This window comes from Actinokineospora sp. PR83 (assembly GCF_021056305.1).
GTDB classification, from domain to species: Bacteria; Actinomycetota; Actinomycetes; order Mycobacteriales; family Pseudonocardiaceae; genus Actinokineospora; species Actinokineospora spheciospongiae.
This window is the reverse complement of the sequence record NZ_JAJCXD010000051.1, coordinates 22,717-38,885: the sequence shown is the minus strand read 5'-3', so window position 1 is coordinate 38,885 and position 16,169 is coordinate 22,717. Positions and strand designations below refer to the sequence as shown.

At 72.8% G+C, this 16,169-nt stretch carries 18 protein-coding genes; 13 read left to right on the top strand and 5 right to left on the bottom strand.

The window, feature by feature from the left end:
• Nucleotides 1–16 precede the first annotated feature (16 nt).
• From L6E12_RS18520 to L6E12_RS18505, 4 genes are all read right to left on the bottom strand, one after another.
• Nucleotides 17–1,231, bottom strand: coding sequence for an acyl-CoA dehydrogenase family protein (locus L6E12_RS18520; RefSeq protein ID WP_236229176.1), 1,215 nt, complete (start codon nucleotides 1,229–1,231; stop codon nucleotides 17–19).
• Between the two features lie 10 nt (nucleotides 1,232–1,241).
• Nucleotides 1,242–2,372, bottom strand: a complete 1,131-nt coding sequence (gene sfnG / locus L6E12_RS18515; RefSeq protein WP_236229175.1) for a dimethylsulfone monooxygenase SfnG — start codon at nucleotides 2,370–2,372, stop codon at nucleotides 1,242–1,244.
• A gap of 133 nt (nucleotides 2,373–2,505) precedes the next feature.
• Nucleotides 2,506–3,102 carry a uridine kinase gene (locus L6E12_RS18510; RefSeq protein ID WP_236229174.1) on the bottom strand — a complete coding sequence of 199 codons (597 nt, stop codon included), beginning with the start codon at nucleotides 3,100–3,102 and terminating at the stop codon, nucleotides 2,506–2,508.
• A 28-nt stretch (nucleotides 3,103–3,130) separates the two neighbouring features.
• Nucleotides 3,131–3,436, bottom strand: coding sequence for a hypothetical protein (locus L6E12_RS18505; RefSeq protein WP_236229173.1), 306 nt, complete (start codon nucleotides 3,434–3,436; stop codon nucleotides 3,131–3,133).
• Nucleotides 3,437–3,518: 82 nt separating this feature from the next.
• On the opposite strand from L6E12_RS18505, the gene L6E12_RS18500 reads away from it, so the two are divergent.
• The 9 genes from L6E12_RS18500 to L6E12_RS18460 all read left to right on the top strand — a co-directional run bounded on the left by L6E12_RS18500 (nucleotide 3,519) and on the right by L6E12_RS18460 (nucleotide 12,071).
• Nucleotides 3,519–3,656 carry a hypothetical protein gene (locus L6E12_RS18500; RefSeq protein ID WP_236229172.1) on the top strand — a complete coding sequence of 46 codons (138 nt, stop codon included), beginning with the start codon at nucleotides 3,519–3,521 and terminating at the stop codon, nucleotides 3,654–3,656.
• 18 nt (nucleotides 3,657–3,674) lie between these two features.
• The gene (locus L6E12_RS18495) at nucleotides 3,675–5,036 is read left to right on the top strand and encodes a replication-associated recombination protein A (RefSeq protein ID WP_374201906.1); all 1,362 of its coding nucleotides are present in this window, start codon (nucleotides 3,675–3,677) and stop codon (nucleotides 5,034–5,036) included.
• A 173-nt stretch (nucleotides 5,037–5,209) separates the two neighbouring features.
• Nucleotides 5,210–5,626 carry a DUF948 domain-containing protein gene (locus L6E12_RS18490; RefSeq protein ID WP_110081984.1) on the top strand — a complete coding sequence of 139 codons (417 nt, stop codon included), beginning with the start codon at nucleotides 5,210–5,212 and terminating at the stop codon, nucleotides 5,624–5,626.
• Complete coding sequence (locus L6E12_RS18485; RefSeq protein WP_110081983.1) at nucleotides 5,623–5,958, top strand: hypothetical protein; 336 nt, start codon at nucleotides 5,623–5,625, stop codon at nucleotides 5,956–5,958. The genes L6E12_RS18490 and L6E12_RS18485 overlap by 4 nt, the downstream gene beginning before the upstream one ends.
• A 61-nt stretch (nucleotides 5,959–6,019) precedes the next feature.
• Complete coding sequence (gene alaS, locus L6E12_RS18480) at nucleotides 6,020–8,692, top strand: alanine--tRNA ligase (protein WP_236229171.1); 2,673 nt, start codon at nucleotides 6,020–6,022, stop codon at nucleotides 8,690–8,692.
• On the top strand, nucleotides 8,689–9,183 hold the full coding sequence (gene ruvX / locus L6E12_RS18475; RefSeq protein WP_236229170.1) for a Holliday junction resolvase RuvX: 495 nt from the start codon (nucleotides 8,689–8,691) through the stop codon (nucleotides 9,181–9,183). Before alaS ends, ruvX begins: the two co-directional genes overlap by 4 nt.
• Nucleotides 9,180–10,394 carry an endolytic transglycosylase MltG gene (mltG, locus tag L6E12_RS18470; RefSeq protein WP_236229169.1) on the top strand — a complete coding sequence of 405 codons (1,215 nt, stop codon included), beginning with the start codon at nucleotides 9,180–9,182 and terminating at the stop codon, nucleotides 10,392–10,394. The genes ruvX and mltG overlap by 4 nt, the downstream gene beginning before the upstream one ends.
• Nucleotides 10,375–11,235 carry a shikimate dehydrogenase gene (locus tag L6E12_RS18465; protein ID WP_236229168.1) on the top strand — a complete coding sequence of 287 codons (861 nt, stop codon included), beginning with the start codon at nucleotides 10,375–10,377 and terminating at the stop codon, nucleotides 11,233–11,235. The genes mltG and L6E12_RS18465 overlap by 20 nt, the downstream gene beginning before the upstream one ends.
• 104 nt (nucleotides 11,236–11,339) lie before the next feature.
• A complete protein-coding gene (locus L6E12_RS18460; protein ID WP_236229167.1) occupies nucleotides 11,340–12,071 on the top strand; it encodes a prepilin peptidase in 732 nt (243 codons plus the stop codon).
• A gap of 151 nt (nucleotides 12,072–12,222) precedes the next feature.
• Here the strand turns inward: L6E12_RS18460 and L6E12_RS18455 are convergent, their stop codons facing one another.
• Nucleotides 12,223–12,594, bottom strand: coding sequence for a hypothetical protein (locus tag L6E12_RS18455; RefSeq protein WP_236229166.1), 372 nt, complete (start codon nucleotides 12,592–12,594; stop codon nucleotides 12,223–12,225).
• 122 nt (nucleotides 12,595–12,716) lie between these two features.
• On the opposite strand from L6E12_RS18455, the gene aroC reads away from it, so the two are divergent.
• Genes aroC through aroQ form a run of 4 tightly spaced genes read left to right on the top strand, consistent with a single transcriptional unit; the run spans nucleotide 12,717 to nucleotide 16,052 of the window.
• Nucleotides 12,717–13,907: a chorismate synthase gene (gene aroC, locus L6E12_RS18450; protein ID WP_236229165.1), complete on the top strand. Its 1,191-nt coding sequence runs from the start codon at nucleotides 12,717–12,719 to the stop codon at nucleotides 13,905–13,907.
• Nucleotides 13,904–14,518 carry a shikimate kinase gene (locus L6E12_RS18445; protein ID WP_374201905.1) on the top strand — a complete coding sequence of 205 codons (615 nt, stop codon included), beginning with the start codon at nucleotides 13,904–13,906 and terminating at the stop codon, nucleotides 14,516–14,518. The genes aroC and L6E12_RS18445 overlap by 4 nt, the downstream gene beginning before the upstream one ends.
• Nucleotides 14,515–15,624: a 3-dehydroquinate synthase gene (aroB, locus tag L6E12_RS18440; protein ID WP_236229164.1), complete on the top strand. Its 1,110-nt coding sequence runs from the start codon at nucleotides 14,515–14,517 to the stop codon at nucleotides 15,622–15,624. The genes L6E12_RS18445 and aroB overlap by 4 nt, the downstream gene beginning before the upstream one ends.
• Nucleotides 15,621–16,052 (top strand): type II 3-dehydroquinate dehydratase, encoded by a 432-nt coding sequence (gene aroQ, locus L6E12_RS18435; protein ID WP_236229163.1) that lies wholly within the window; start codon nucleotides 15,621–15,623, stop codon nucleotides 16,050–16,052. Before aroB ends, aroQ begins: the two co-directional genes overlap by 4 nt.
• Nucleotides 16,053–16,169: the final 117 nt, after the last annotated feature.

Here is a 16,169-nt window from a genome sequence, read left to right as displayed (position 1 = left end):
CGGCGGGCGGGACCGATCACGAGTACCAGGTGGGCTCCGGGATCTCGTCGCGCAGGACGAAGACGCCGACCTCGCGGCGCTTGTAGGCCACCGGGTCGTGCAGCGTGTGCGTGCGGACGTTGCGCCAGAACCGGTCCAGGCCCTCCGACGACGCCGTGGCGCGGGCACCGGTCACCTCGAAGACCCCGGCGGTGATCTCCAGCGCCACCTCCGTCGCGCGGGCCTTCACCGCCGCCACCCGCACCTCGTGCTCGCCGCGCTCGCGCTCGGTCACCCGGTCCGGGGCCCGGTGGATGACCAGCGCCTCCTCCGCCACCCGGTCGGCCAGCGCCTCGACCGCCCACAGCTTCGACGTGAGGTCGCCGTAGATGTCGATCACGTACGGCTCGTCCACCGCGCGCTCGTAACCGCCGTGCAGCCACGAGCGGGACTTCTCCCGGGTGTAGGTGCGGGCCGTCTCCAGCGCGCCCCTGGCGATGCCGAGGTAGAAGTTGACGAACACCAGTTGGATCGTCGGCACGTTGAGGGTGTTGTAGACGCGCGGGGTGAAGGTCTTGTCGACGTACCCCGCCGCCGACGCCCAGTCCACCCGGACGCCGTCGATGGTGACGCCGCCCGACTCGGTCAGGCGCTGGCCGATGTTGTCCCAGTCGTCGTGGAAGGTGAGGCCGGGGCTGTCGGAGGGGACGATGGCGAAGATGTGCTTGTCCGTGCCCTCCAGCACGCCCTCCAGCACGGTCAGGTCGGAGACCCGGCTGCCGGTGGAGAACGACTTGCGTCCGTTGTAGACGATCGTGTCGCCCTCGTCGGTGATGGTCACGTCGGAGTCGCGGGGGTTGACCGCGCCGCCGAAGAAGAGGCGGTTCGTCGTCGCCAGCTCCTCCACGGCGGTGATCTGCTCCGGCGTCCCCACCAGGCGTGCCGCCCAGAACCACAGGTAGTGGTAGCCGAGGAGCTGGCCGATGGAACCGTCGGCCGCGGCGATCTCGCGGACGACCCGGTACGCGGTCGGCCACTCCTGCCCGCCGCCGCCGTGCTCGGTCGGGCCGAGCAGGGTCACCAGGCCGGAATCCTTGAGCAACCGGACCTCCGCGTGCGGGGTCTTGCCCTCCCGGTCGCGGGTGACGGCGTCGACGGCCAGCAGCGCGGACACCTCCGCCGCGCGGGACACCCAGCCCTCGGCGGTGGTCGGGGTCTCGGTCTTCGACCAGTCGGTCTCGGTGGTGGTCACGGTTTCCTCCTCAGACGGTCAGCGGTTCGGGGGTGGCCGCGCCTCGGTCGGCGTCGGCTTCAAGCGCGCGGACGATCGGCAGGACGTGCTCGCCGAAATACGCTACTTCCTCGTGGTAGTGCAGGAAACCCAGGAGCGCGAGGTTCACCCCGAGGGACCGGTAGGCGACCAACCGCTCGGCGACCTGCTCCGGGGTGCCGATCAGCTTCGAGCGGAAGCCGTCGTTGTACTGGACGAGGTCCTCGAACGAGGAGTCCGCCCACATGCCCTTGCCGTCGCCGGTGGAGCTGCCCGCCTGCCGCACGGCGTCGCGGAACCCCTTGACCGCATCGGGATCGGCCTTCGCCACGACTTCCCGCAGCGTCTCCTTCGCCTCGGCCTCGGTGTCGCGGGCGATGAGGAAACCGTTGAGCCCGAAGCGGACCGTGCGGCCGTGCTGCTCCGCGGAGCGGTTCACCTCGGTGATCTGCTCGGTGACCCCGTCGAAGTCCTTGCCGTTGCTGAAGTACCAGTCCGAGACGCGCCCGGCCATCGCGCGGGCGGCGGTGGAGTTGCCGCCCTGGAAGATCTCGGGGTGGGGCCGCCCCTCGGCCGTGAGCGGCTTGGGCTTGAGGTCGTAGCCGCGCAACCGGTAAAAGTCACCCGCGAACTGGGCCTCGTCTTCGGTCCAGCTTGCCCGCAGCACCCGGATGAACTCCTCCGAGCGCCGGTAGCGCTCGTCGTGTTCGAGCCACGGCTCGCCCAGCGCGGTGAACTCGCCCTTGAACCAGCCGGAGACCACGTTGACCGCGGCCCGCCCGCCGGAGAGGTGGTCGGCGGTGGCGACCAGCTTCGCCAGCACCCCCGGGTGCCACAGCCCCGGGTGCACCGCGGCGATCACCTTCAACCGCTGCGTCGCCAGCAGCAGCGCCAGGCTGAAGCTCGTCGACTCCTGCTGGAAGGCCGCGCCGTAGCTGGCCATGTAGCGGACCTGGCTCAGCGCGTACTCAAAACCGTTGTCCTCGGCCAAGATGGCGAGTTCGCGGTTGTAGTCGTAGGACCAGTCCGTGCGCTGCTCGATGCTGCTGACGACGAGACCACCGCTGACGTTCGGCACCCAGTAGGCGAACTTGAGCGGGTCTGGGGGAGGGGATGCGGCCATGCGCCAATCGGAGCACCGCGCCCCGCGACCGGGCAACGAACGCGGGTTTCCTTCCAGCCGCTGAGAGAATTGTGGCGGTTCGTGGTCGGTTCTGTTGCGGGGGTTGCGCTCGCGGGCGCCGTGCGCGTGCCGGTCAGGCGTTCGCGAGGACCCCGGCCCCGGCGACCACCCGGACGGCCTCCTCCGGCGTGCAGCGGCGCATCCCGGCCCGCTCGCCCCGGCGCACCACCGCCGCGTGCTCGCGCCACAGCCGCAGCCCCCGGCGCAGCAGCACCGGCACCGACTTGCGCGACTCGGCCACGTCCCTGCTGAACCGCCGCAGCGCCGTCCGCCCCGCGCTCGGGTCCAGCACGATCGCCCCGGCCAGCACCCCCGCCGCCGCGCAGCCCTCCACGATCCGGTCGGCGAAGAGCCCCTCGGCGACGAAGACCGGTGCCCCCGCCAATTCCACCCGGCGCGTGCCCACCCTGCGGTCGGCGCCGATCTCGTACACCGGGACGTCGGCGGAACCGGTCGTGGCCAACGAGACCACCGCGGCCAGGGCGTCCGGGGCGTGCCAGGAACCGGGCAGGTCCCAGTCGACGCGGCCCGCGGCGTCGCGCGGCAGGGCCGGGTCGTGGCCCTCGCGGTAGAAGTCGTCCAGCCGCAGCACCGGCAGGCCCAGGCGGGCGCCGAGGGTGGACTTGCCGGAACCGGAGGGGCCCGCGAGGAGGATGACGGTCGAGGTCACGGGACGTCATCCTCCCACACGACACCCGCTATTCACCCGGCGTCCTCGGCAGGATCGTCTCGATGTAGGGCACGAACACCTTGTGGTACATCGTGCCGTCCATGAAGTCGGCCGAGGCGAGCACCCGGGTGCGGAACCGGCGCAGCTCACCCAGCCGCCCCTGCGCGGCCAGCCGCGCCCGCACCTGGATCGACTGCCTGGTCACCTCGTCGCGGGCGGCGCGGACCATCCCCGGCGGGGTGACCGCGTCCATCAGCACGGCCAGCTTGCCGATCTCCCGCTCCAAGTGCCGAAGGTCGTGCGGCACCCGGTAGAACCTGTCCAACAAGCCCACGCGTTCTCAACTCCCCGACAGCACGCTCCGCCCCGTGGGGTCGCGGTCCCGGTGGCGGCCGTTACCCGGCTAGCGTCGCACGGTGTGGACCAGCGGTCCGCGCTGGATCGCCATCCGTTTCCCCCCGGACGACGGCGCTGTCGAGTTCGGAGATCGCAGCGCCGCGTGGGGAACCTTCGTGACCGGCACCGAGGACGGCCGGTTCGACCTGTCGATCTGAGCGGGTAGCGTCGCCCGGGTGGAACAGGAGTTCGACCTCGACCTCTTCGGCACGACCTCCGGCCCGCCCGCGCAGCCGCCGGGGCCGCGCCGGGTGAGCCCGTCCGCGCCGCTGGCCGTGCGGATGCGCCCGGCCACCCTCGACGAGGTGCTCGGCCAGGACCACCTGCTCGGCCCCGGCGCCCCGCTGCGGCGGCTGGTGGAGGGCGCCGCGCCCGCCTCGATCCTGCTGTACGGCCCGCCCGGCACCGGTAAGACCACCCTGGCGACCCTGGTGTCCTCGGCGATCGGAAGGCGGTTCGTGGCGCTGTCGGCGCTCTCGGCCGGGGTCAAGGAGGTGCGCGGGGTCATCGACGACGCCCGCAGGCGGCTCACCCACTCCGGGGAGTCCACCGTGCTGTTCATCGACGAGGTGCACCGCTTCTCCCGCACCCAGCAGGACGCGCTGCTCGGCGCGGTCGAGGACCGGATCGTGCTGCTGGTCGCGGCCACCACCGAGAACCCGTTTTTCTCCGTGGTCTCCCCGCTGCTGTCGCGCTCGATCGTGCTGCAACTGCACCCGCTCGGCGACGAGGACGTCCGCGCGCTGGTGCGCCGGGCGGTCGCCGACGAGCGCGGCCTCGCCGGTGCGGCGACGCTGGAGGCCGAGGCCGAGGACCACATCGTCCGGCTCGCGGGTGGCGACGCCCGCCGCGCGCTCACCGCGCTGGAGGCCGCCGCCGACTCCGCGATCGCCACCCGCGACGGCGCGATCGACCTCGCCACCGTCGAGGCCACGCTGGACAAGGCCGCCGTGCGCTACGACCGCTCGGGCGACCAGCACTACGACGTGATGAGCGCGTTCATCAAGTCCATCCGCGGCTCCGACGTCGACGCCGCGCTGCACTACCTGGCCAGGATGATCGAAGCCGGGGAGGACCCCAGGTTCATCGCCCGGCGGCTGATCGTGCACGCCACCGAGGACGTCGGGATGGCCGACCCGACCGCGCTGCCCGCCGCGGTGGCCGCCGCGCAGGCCGTGCAGCTCATCGGGATGCCCGAGGGCAGGCTGGCGCTGGCCCAGGTCACCGTGCACCTGGCCACCGCGCCGAAGTCCAACGCGGTGATCACCGCCATCGACAGCGCGCTCGCCGACGTCCGCGCGGGCGCCGCGGGCACGGTGCCGCCGCACCTGCGCGACGGGCACTACGCGGGCGCCAAGGAACTGGGCAACGCCACCGGCTACCGCTACCCGCACGACGCCCCCGAGGGCGTGCTGCGCCAGCAGTACCCGCCGGACGCCCTGCGCGGCCGCGACTACTACAACCCCACGCAGCGCGGCGCCGAGCGCCCGCTGGCCGACCGGGTGCCGAAACTGCGCAGGCTCGTGCGCGGGGATTGACCGACTCTCCGGCCCCTGTGGATAACTCTTCGCGCAGATCACCGGCGAAGCGGAGACTGTGGTGACAGCGGCGCAGGTCCGGGCAGGCCGGGCCGGACCGGGCGCGGTAGCCTGACGCCGATCACCCGCCCCCCGACCGCACCCGGGGAGCGACGGCCTAGGAGGAGAGTCTCGTGACAGCAGGGCAGATCGCCGCGCTGATCGCCGCGGGCGCGTTCGTCCTGCTCGTGGTGCTGCTGGGCATCGTGCTGTTCAAGCTCGGCCGCACCCTCGATGAGACGACCATCGCGATCCGCAAGGCGCACCAGAACAGCGACCCGCTGTTCGCGGGCGCCAACACCACGCTGACGCACGTCAACACCCAGCTCGAGCGGGTCGACGGCATCACCTCCAACGCGCAGGCCGTCACCGGCAACGTGTCGGCGCTGACCTCGGTCTTCACCGCCACCCTGGGCGGCCCGCTGGTCAAGGCCGCCGCGCTGTCCTACGGGGTGAGCAAGGCCGTCCGCGCCCGCCGCAAGGCCAAGGGCGCGCTGGAGGGCAAGCACGCGGGCCCGGGCCTGCGCCGCGGGCGGGGGGCGAAGAAGTGAAGCGCCTGTTCTGGCTCGGCGTCGGCGTCGCCACCGGCGTGGCCCTGTCCCGCAAGGCCCGCGACACCGCGCACGCGGTCACCCCGGCCGGGATCGCGGGCAACGTCGGCGACGCCGTGCGCGAGCTCGCCGGTGCCATCGGCGCCTTCGGCGCGGACGTCCGCGCGGGCATGTCCGAGCGCGAGGAGCAGCTGACCGGTGAGGTCGAGCGCCGCTCCGGGGTCACCCCCGGGGCGCGGCACGCCCTGACCGGCGCCACCGCCCCGCAGCGCAGGCCGCGCCGGGCGGAGCCGCGCGCCACCGACGCGCGAGCGCGCCGGGCGGACGGCTGAGCACACGCTCGGCCTCCGCCGTTCGCGCCCGCCGAACCCGCTCGACCCCTGAGGACCGACAGTGCAGACACACGAGATCTCCCGCCGCTTCCGGGAGTACTTCACCAGCAACGGCCACACCCCGGTACCCAGCGCCTCGCTGATCCTGGAAGATCCCAACCTGCTGTTCGTCAACGCGGGCATGGTGCAGTTCAAGCCGTACTTCCTCGGCGACGCCCCGGCCCCGTGGCCGCGCGCCACCAGCATCCAGAAGTGCGTGCGCACCGGCGACATCGACGAGGTCGGCAAGACCACCCGGCACAACACGTTCTTCCAGATGGCCGGGAACTTCTCCTTCGGCGACTACTTCAAGGCCCAGGCCGTCGAGCACGCCTGGGCCCTGCTGACGAACAGCCAGTCCGACGGCGGCTACGGCTTCGACCCGGACCGGCTGTGGGCCACCGTCTACACCGACGACGACGAGGCCCTCGACCTCTGGAAGAAGATCGCGGGCCTGCCCGAGGAGCGCATCCAGCGCCGCGACGGCAAGGACAACTACTGGGACATGGGCATCCCCGGTCCCGGCGGCCCCTGCTCGGAGATCTACTACGACCGCGGCCCCGAGCACGGCCGCGAGGGCGGCCCGGTCGCCGACGAGGACCGCTACCTCGAGGTGTGGAACCTCGTCTTCATGCAGGACGTGCGCGGCGAGCTGTCCCCCAAGGAGGGGCACAAGCCGATCGGTTCGCTGCCGCGCCGCAACATCGACACCGGCATGGGCATCGAGCGGGTCGCCGCGCTGCTGCAGGGCGTGGACAACGTCTACGAGACCGACCTGGTCCGCCCGGTGATCGCCAAGGCCGAGGAGATGTCCGGCCGCCGTTATGGCAACCCGGGCGGCGCAGTCGATGACGTGCGCTTCCGCGTCATCGCCGACCACGCCCGCTCCGGCATGATGATCATCGGTGACGGCGTCACCCCCGGCAACGAGGCCCGCGGCTACGTGCTGCGCCGCCTGCTGCGCCGCATCGTCCGCTCCGTGCGCCTGCTCGGCGTGCAGGAGCCGGTGCTCGGCGAGTTCGCCGCCGTCGTCCGCGACACCATGTCCCCGTCCTACCCCGAGCTGGCCACCGACTTCCCCCGCATCGAGTCGATCATGCGCAAGGAGGAGGAGACCTTCCTCGCCACGCTGGCCAGCGGCTCGCGCATCTTCGACCTGGCCGCCGACAAGCTCGTCGACGACGGCAAGGCCACCCTGCCCGGCGACAAGGCGTTCCAGCTCCACGACACCTACGGCTTCCCGATCGACCTCACCCTGGAGATGGCCGCCGAGCGCGGGCTGTCGGTGGACGAGACCGGGTTCCGCGAGCTGATGGCCGAGCAGCGCGCCCGCGCCAAGGCCGACGCCGCCTCCCGCAAGACCGGCCACGGCGACCAGTCGGTGTACCGCGAACTGCTCGCCCAGGGCAACACCGTGTTCACCGGCTACGAGGAGCTGACCACCGAGGCCAAGGTCATCGGCCTGGTCCGCGACGGCAAGCGGGTCCCCGGCGCCGCCGAGGGCGAGGTGCTGGAGGTCGTGCTCGACCGCACCCCGCTCTACGCCGAGGCCGGTGGCCAGGAGAGCGACGCCGGGACGATCACCACCGCCTCCGGCGCCGTGCTCGAGGTCGTCGACGTGCAGAAGATCGCCCGCAAGCTGTGGGTGCACCAGGTGCGCGTGCGCTCCGGCGAGATCACCGAGGGCGCCGAGGTCGAGGCCAGGGTCGACCCGGAGTGGCGGGTCGGCGCCCGGCAGGGGCACTCCGGCACGCACGTCGTGCACGCCGCCCTGCGCCAGGTGCTCGGCCCGACCGCGCTGCAGAGCGGCTCGTACAACAAGCCCGGCTACCTGCGGCTCGACTTCGCCTGGTCCGGCGCGCTGTCGCCGGAGACCAAGAGCGAGATCGAGGAGGTCTCCAACCTCGCCGTCCGCCAGGACCTGCCGGTCAAGGTCGTCTACACCGACATGGGCGGCGCCCAGGAACTCGGCGCGGTCGCCCTGTTCGGCGAGACCTACGACGAGACGGTGCGCGTCGTGGAGATCGGCGGCCCGTGGTCGCGCGAGCTCTGCGGTGGCACGCACGTGGAGCACTCCTCGCAGATCGGCCCGATCAGCCTGCTCGGCGAGTCCTCCGTGGGCTCCGGCAGCCGCCGCCTCGAGGCCTACGTGGGCATGGACGCCATGCGCTACCTGGCCAAGGAGCGCGCCCTGGTGCAGAACCTGGCCGCCATGCTCAAGGTGCCCGACGTCGAGGTCCCGGCCAGGGTCGAGGCCCTGGTCGACCGGCTGCGCAACGCCGAGAAGGAACTGGAGAAGCTGCGCGCGGGCCAGTTGCTCTCCTCGGCCGGGACGCTGGCCGAGCAGGCCGAGGACGTGCGCGGCACGGCCCTGGTCGCGCTCAAGGTGCCCGACGGCATCGGCGGCGGCGACCTGCGCAACCTCGCCGTCGAGGTGCGCAACCGGCTCGGCGCCCGCCCCGGGGTGGTCGCCCTGTTCTCCGCCGGTGACGGCGGCAAGGTCGCCTTCGTGGTCGCCACCACCCCCGCTGCCCGCGACGCCGGGCTGGCCGCGGGCAAGCTGGTGCCCGCCTTCGCCCCGGCCATCGAGGCCCGCGGCGGCGGCAAGCCCGACTTGGCCCAGGGCGGTGGCGCCGACGCCGGGGGCATCGGTGAGGCCGTCACCGCGCTGAGGCGGGCCCTGGACGGCGCGTGAACCCCTCACCGCACCGGCCCGGGGCCGACGACCCGGGGCGCGGCCGCAGGCTCGCCGTGGACGTCGGCTCCGTCCGGGTCGGGGTGGCGCTGAGCGACCCCGCGCCGATCCTGGCCACCCCGCTGGTCACGCTGGCGCGGGACGAGAAGGCCGGGGCCGACCTGGCCGCGCTGGCCGGTCTCGTCACCGAGCACGAGGTGGTCGAGGTCGTGGTCGGCCTGCCGAGGACCCTGGCCGCCCGGCACGGTGCCGCGGCCGAGTCCGCGGTCGCCTACGCCACCGACCTGGCCGCCCGGATCGCCCCCGTGCCGGTGCGGCTGGCCGACGAGCGGTTGACGACGGTCAGCGCTTCGCGGATGCTCAGCCAACGCGGTGTCCGGGGGAAGAAGCAGCGCGCCGTGGTCGACCAGGCCGCGGCGGTGGAGATCCTGCAGGCCTGGCTCGACGCCAGGGCCGCTGCGCTCGCACGATCTGCGGAGGCGGACTCATGACTGACGACCTCGGCCTGTTCGAGGAGGAGCCGGAGCGCCGCGAGCGCCCGCGCAAGCCCAGGACCGGTGCCACGGCGCGCCCGGCCAAACCCGACCGCAGGCGGCTCAAGCTGGTCGTCGTCGGGCTCGTCGTCCTGCTCATCCTGGGCGGCGGGGCCTGGTACGGCTACCGGTTCATCAGCGACATCGGCGGCTACGACGACTTCGCGGGTTCGGGTGAGACCGACGTCGTGGTCGAGGTCGAGGGCGGTGACTCCACCGCCACCATCGCCAACCGGCTCAAGGACGCGGGCGTCGTGGCCAGCTCGAAGGCGTTCATCTCCGCCGCGGCTACCGACACCAGGGTCCGCTCGGTGCAGCCGGGCTACTACGTGATGCGCACCAAGATCTCCGGCGCGGACGCGGTCGCCAAGATCGTCGACCCGGAGTCGCGGGTGGGCAACCTGCAGATCCGGGCGGGTACCCAGCTCGACGACATCGCCAGCGGCGAGACCATCACCCCCGGCGTGCTGACGCTCATCTCCAAGGCCTCGTGCGCCAAGCTCAACGGCCAGGAAGTCTGCGTGTCGGTCGAAGACCTGCGCAAGGTCGCGGAAACGGCCGACATGACCGCGCTGGGGGTGCCCGACTGGGCGGTCGCGGACGCGAGCCGGGCCGAGCCCAAGCACCGGTTCGAAGGCCTGGTCATGCCGGACGTCTACGAGGTCAAGCCGGGCACCTCCGCCGAGGAGGTGTGGAAGAAGCTGCTGGCCGACTCCGCCGCCCGGCTGCAGAGCATCGGGATGCCAGGTCTGGCCGACAGCACCGGCTTCACCCCGTACCAGGTCCTGGTCATGGCGTCGCTGGTGCAGCGCGAGGCCATCGAGGCCGACTTCGCCAAGGTCTCCCGGGTCACCTACAACCGCCTCGCCCAGTCGATGAACCTGCAGTACGACTCGACGGTCAACTACGTCCTGGACCGCCCGGACATCCGAACCCGGTCCGAGGACCGCGCCAAGGCCGGGCCGTACAACACCTACGCGGGCCCCGGCCTGCCCCCGACGCCCATCGCCGCGGTCAGCCGCGAGGCGCTGGAGGCCGCGGCCAAGCCCGCCGAGGGCACCTGGTTGTACTTCGTGCGCTGCCAGAAGGACGGCACCTCCTGCTTCGCCGACACGCTGCCCGAGCACAACGCGAACATCAAGCTGGCCGATGAGAACGACGCCTACTGAGCGGCGCGCGGCGGTCCTGGGTTCCCCGGTCGCCCACTCGCTGTCGCCGGTGCTGCACGGCGCCGCGTACGCCGCCCTGGGCCTGGACTGGACCTACGAGCGGGTCGAGTGCGACGAGGCGGGGCTGCCCGACCTGGTCGCCTCGCTCGGTCCGGAGTGGGCGGGTCTGTCGGTCACCATGCCCGGCAAGCGCGCCGCCCTGCGGGTGGCCGACACCGCCACCGACCGGGCCGTCGCGGTCGGGGCCGCGAACACCCTCGTGCGGCGCCCCGACGGCTCCTGGCACGCCGACTGCACCGACGTCGACGGCGTCGCGGGCGCCCTGCTGGTGGCCGCCGCCTACCAGCCGAGGGCGGGCGATTCGGCCCTGGTCCTGGGGGCGGGCGGCACCGCCTGCGCGGCCCTGGCGGCCTTCGCGGCGCTGGGCCTGTCCTCGGCCACCCTGGTCGTGCGGGACCGCACCCGCGCGGCCGACGCCGAGGACTGCGCCGACCGGCTCAGCCTCCCGGTGACCGTCCTCGAGTGGGACACCGTCGACTTCCGCGCCCTGGCCGCGGCCTGCGCGGTGCTGGTGACCACCGCCCCCGCCCAGGCCGTCGAGCCCATCGCCGCCGACCTCGCCGGGGCCCGCCACCTGCTGGACGTCATCTACCACCCCTGGCCCACCCCGCTGGCCACCGCCGCGGGCGGGTCCGGCGCCCACCTCGCCACCGGCCTGGACATGCTGCTGCACCAGGCTTTCGGCCAGGTCGAGCTCTTCACCGCCCAGGCGGCCCCCCGGGTCGCCATGCGCGACGCCCTCCGCGACGCCGTCCCCGACCCGGTGCCGCTGCCCCTGTAGGCCCGCGGAACCCTTGCACTGCACGGAATCCACAGGCTGTCAAACGTCCATCCCCACGCCATCGTGGCAATGACAAGGCTCCGCCGGGTTCGTACCGTGGAGTCATGACCGAAACATCCTTCCCCGCTGAATTCCCCGCCGCCACAAGGGTTTCCACCCGGGTCCTCACCATCGCCTGCCTGGTCTTCCTCTGCGCGGCCTGGCTGTCCCCATTCCTCGTCCTCGCACTGGCGACGGGTTCCCTGGCCGGGGCGCTCTCCCGCAACCTCCTGGCCAAGGTCCCGCACGGCACCAGGGCCGGGCCCGGGCAGTGCGAACTCCCCACGGCTCTCCTGTGGACAGTCGTCGCCTTCCTCTGGCAGCACGCCCACCTGCCGACGGCGTGGCTGACCGTGGTCCTCCCGCTCACCTGGGTGGCCGTACCCCTGGCGGTGGTCGACCTCCACCACCGCCGCCTGCCCAGGGCGCTCACCGCTCCCACCGCGGCCTTGGCGTTACCGCTCCTGGCCGGGCCCGCCCTCGCCACCGGGTGGGTGCTCCTGTTCCACGCGGTCCTGGGCGCGGCCGTCCTCTGTGCACTCCACAGCCTCATCCACCACGCGAATCCCGCGGCGTTGGGCAGGGGGGACGTCTTCCTCTCCGCCCCACTGGGTGCCGTCCAGGGCGCTCTCGGCCCGCCCGCGCTGATCGGCGCGACCTTCCTGGCCGCGCTCACCACGCTTGCCCTGCACGTGGTGACCCGCCGCACTCCCCGCTACCGCACCGGTATCCCGCACGCGCCCGGGATGCTGGTGGGCACGGCAACGGTCACCCTCTCGGCCCTCGCCGGTGTGTGATCCGCGCCCGCCGGTCGAACGCACCTTCGCCTGGCTCAGGGATTTCCGCCGCCTGCGCAATCCGCGCCGAACGACGAGCCGATGTCCACCAGGCCATCCCGTCCCGGCCTGCGCGATCATCGCCTCCGCGATTCCATTCCGAACTGATCCCTCAGCCCGGCGTGTAGTAGTAGTTGTCCGCCACGACCCGACCGGTGCCGTCCAGCGACAGCCGGAACACGTGGAACAGCGACGGTCCCCGCTCGATCCGGGTCACCGCGGCCTCGTAGAGGCTGCTCGTCCCGACCCAGTGGGCGGTGACGACCTCCTTGGGCACGTCGAATCGACGGGCGGTGGGGAAGGTGAACGTCCGGGCCGCCTTGTCGATCGTGATCGGTCCCATTGCGACCAGGTCCTGCGGGGTGGTCGTCACCACGCCCCGCACCACCGCGGATGCGGTCGCGGAGGCCGGGGCGGGAGTGGTGGACGCGGCTACGCCGGTCAGGGTCAGAGCGGCGGCCAGAGCCGGGATGGGCTTCCGCATTCAGCACTCCTGGTTTGTTTGTACCTTTTGTCCATTTCATCAGGTGAGGAGGTGACCGGCGAGGTGTTCGGTCGGCCCGAGGCTGTGCGGGCGGCGTGGGGTTGACATGACAGGATTGCCGCGTGCTGCGTTGGATGACCGCTGGAGAGTCACACGGGCCCGCGCTGGTCGCCGTGCTGGAAGGCATGGTGTCCGGGGTCGAGGTCACCACCTCTGACCTGGGGGAGCAGTTGGCCCGCAGGCGGCTCGGGTTCGGCAGGAGCCCCCGGATGGGCTTCGAGACCGACAAGGTCGACTTCCTCGGCGGCGTGCGGCACGGCCGCACCCAGGGCGGGCCGATCGCGGTGCAGATCGACAACGCCGAGTGGCCCAAGTGGTCCAAGGTCATGTCCGCAGACCCGGTGGACCCGGGGGAACTGGCCGACCTGAGCCGCAACGAGCCGCTCACCCGACCCCGGCCGGGGCACGCGGACCTGCCCGGGATGCAGAAGTACGACTTCCCGGAGGCCCGGCCGGTCCTGGAGCGGGCGAGCGCGCGGGAGACCGCGAGCCGCACCGCGCTGGGCACGGTGGCCAAGGCGTTCCTGCGCCAGTTGCTCGGCATCGAGGTGATCAGCCACGTCGTCTCGATCGGCGCGGCCGTCGCGCCGGAGGGGCCGCTGCCCGGACCGGGTGACCTGGCGGCCATCGACGAGAGCCCGGTGCGCTCGTTCAGCCAGGCCGGGACCGACGCCATGGTCGCCGAGGTCGAGGCGGTCAAGAAGGCGGGCGACACCGTCGGCGGGGTCATCGAGGTGATCGCCTACGGGCTGCCGCCGGGCCTGGGCTCGCACGTGCACTGGGACCGGCGGCTGGACTCGCGGCTGGCCGGTGCCCTGATGGGTGTGCAGGCGATGAAGGGCGTGGAGATCGGCGACGGCTTCACCACCGCCCAGCGGTGGGGGAGCAAGGCCCACGACGAGATCGACCGGGACACCGACGCGGTGTCCGGGGTCAGCAGGCGCTCCAACCGGGCGGGTGGGTTGGAGGGCGGCATCACCAACGGCGAGCCGCTGCGGGTGCGGGTGGCGATGAAGCCGATCTCCACCGTGCCGCGCGCGCTGTCGACCGTCGACGTCGTCACCGGGGAGCCCGCGGTGGCCATCCACCAGCGCTCCGACGTGTGCGCGGTGCCGCGCGCGGGTGTTGTGCTGGAGTCGGTGGTGGCCCTGGTGCTGGCCGAGGCGGCGCTGGAGAAGTTCGGGGGCGACTCGCTGCCGGAGACCCGCCGCAACGCCGAGGGGTACCTCGAGGCGCTGCGGAAGCGCTGGTGAGCCCGGTCGCGGTTGTGGTCGGACCGCCCGGGGCGGGCAAGACCACGGTCGGCGAGGGCCTGGCCGCGGCGCTGGGCCTGCCGTTCCGCGACACCGACGCGGACATCGTGGCGGGCGCGGGCAAGCCGATCACCGAAATCTTCACCGACGACGGCGAGTCCGCGTTCCGCCTGATCGAGGAGCGGGCCGTCGCCACGGCGCTGGCCGAGCACGCGGGCGTGCTGGCGCTGGGTGGGGGGTCGGTGCTGTCCCCGGTGACCCGGGCGCTGCTGGCCGAGCACACCGTGGTCTTCCTCAACGTCGGCTTCGCCGAGGGGGTCCGCCGCACCGGGCTCTCGGCGGCCCGGCCGCTGCTGGTCGGCATCAACCCGAGGGCGCGGTTCCGGGAACTGCTCGACGAGCGCCTGCCGCTCTACCGCGAGGTGGCCACCGTCGAGGTGCTCACCGACGCGCTGACCCCCGACGAGGTCGTCGCCGAACTGGTGGCGTCGCTCCCGGCCCGGCCCGGTGGGCAGGCCGCGGACGGCACCGGGTCGGCCGCGGACCCCGCCGGACCGACCGCGGGCACGACCGCGGACCAGACCGCAGACCAGACCGAGGAAAGGCGTTGACCGTGCAGCCGGTGCGCATCAGGGTGGCCACCGACCGCCCCTACGACGTGGTGATCGGCAAGGGCCTGCTCGACGAGCTGGTGCAGGCGGTGGCCGGGGCGTCGAAGGTGGCGATCGTCCACCAGCCGACCCTGGCCGCGACCGCAGAGGCGACCCGCGAGGAGCTGGCCGCGGCGGGGCTGGACGCGCACCGGGTGGAGATCCCCGACGCCGAGGACGGCAAGGCGCTGTCGGTCGCCGCGTTCTGCTGGGAGGTCTTCGGCCGGATGGGCCTGGACCGCCAGGGCGTGGTGCTGGCCCTGGGCGGCGGCGCGGTCACCGACCTGGGCGGTTTCGTCGCGGGCACCTGGATGCGCGGGGTGAAGCTGGTCAACGTGCCGACCACCCTGCTGGGCATGGTCGACGCGGCGGTCGGCGGCAAGACCGGCATCAACACCGACGCGGGCAAGAACCTCGTCGGCGTCATCCACGAACCCTCCGCCGTGCTGGTCGACCTGAGCACCCTGACCACGCTGCCGCGCAACGAGCTGGTCGCGGGCATGGCCGAGGTGATCAAGGGCGGCTTCATCGGCGACCCGAAGATCCTCGACCTGATCGAGGCCGACCCGGCCGCCGCCCTCGACCCCGAGGGCGACGTGCTCGCCGACCTGGTCCGCCGCAAGATCCAGGTCAAGGCCGACGTGGTCGCCTCCGACCTGCGCGAGGCCAGTCAGCGCGAGTTCCTCAACTACGGCCACACCCTGGCCCACGCCATCGAGCGCCGCGAGCGCTACAGGTGGCGCCACGGCGCCGCGGTCAGCGTCGGCCTGGTCTTCGCCGCCGAACTCGCCCGCCTCGCGGGCAGGCTCGACGACGCCACCGCCGACCGCCACCGCGCCATCCTCACCGCCGTCGGCCTGCCCGTCACCTACGACGCCGACGCGCTGCCCCAGCTCGTCGAGGGGATGCTGACCGACAAGAAGACCAAGTCCGGCGTCCTGCGCTTCGTGGTGCTCGACGGCCTCGCCAAGCCCGCCCGGCTGGAGGGCCCCGACCCGGCGCTGCTGGCCGCGGCCTACTCGGTGGTGGCGACCGAGCAGCCCACGTCCGGGACGGTGCTGCTGTGAGGGTCTTCGTCCTCAACGGCCCCAACCTGGGCAGGCTCGGCACCCGGGAGCCGGAGATCTACGGCAGCACCACCCACGCCGACCTGGTCGCCCGGTGCGAGGAGACCGGCCGGGAGCTGGGCCTCGACGTCACCGTGCGCCAGACCGACCACGAGGGCGAGATGCTCGGCTGGCTGCACGAGGCCGCCGAGCAGTCGACCCCGGTCGTCCTCAACGCCGCCGCCTGGACCCACTACTCCGTCGCCGTCCGCGACGCCGCCGCGCAGCTCACCGCCCCGCTGGTGGAGGTGCACATCTCCAACGTGCACAAGCGCGAGACCTTCCGCCACACCAGCCTCATCTCCGACATCGCGGCGGGCGTCATCATCGGCCTCGGCGTCGACGGCTACACCCTCGCCCTCCGCTGGCTGGCCGACAACACCCGCTGACCCGGGCGGACAGCGGCTGAACTGGGCGAACGGTCCTGGTGGCCCCGGTGAAGGCGCTGTTCGGGGCTCCCGCACCCCGTGCCGCGGGGCGGTGGAGGGGCGGTGGGGCGTTCGCCG

What these genes read in the sequence shown, in the direction of transcription:
- mltG (WP_236229169.1), top strand. Translation starts at nt 9,180, where the DNA reads ATGACTGACGACCTCGGCCTGTTCGAGGAGGAGCCGGAGCGCCGCGAG.
- L6E12_RS18465 (WP_236229168.1), top strand. Translation starts at nt 10,375, where the DNA reads ATGAGAACGACGCCTACTGAGCGGCGCGCGGCGGTCCTGGGTTCCCCG.
- L6E12_RS18460 (WP_236229167.1), top strand. Translation starts at nt 11,340, where the DNA reads ATGACCGAAACATCCTTCCCCGCTGAATTCCCCGCCGCCACAAGGGTT.
- L6E12_RS18455 (WP_236229166.1), bottom strand. Translation starts at nt 12,594, where the DNA reads ATGCGGAAGCCCATCCCGGCTCTGGCCGCCGCTCTGACCCTGACCGGC.
- sfnG (WP_236229175.1), bottom strand. Translation starts at nt 2,372, where the DNA reads ATGGCCGCATCCCCTCCCCCAGACCCGCTCAAGTTCGCCTACTGGGTG.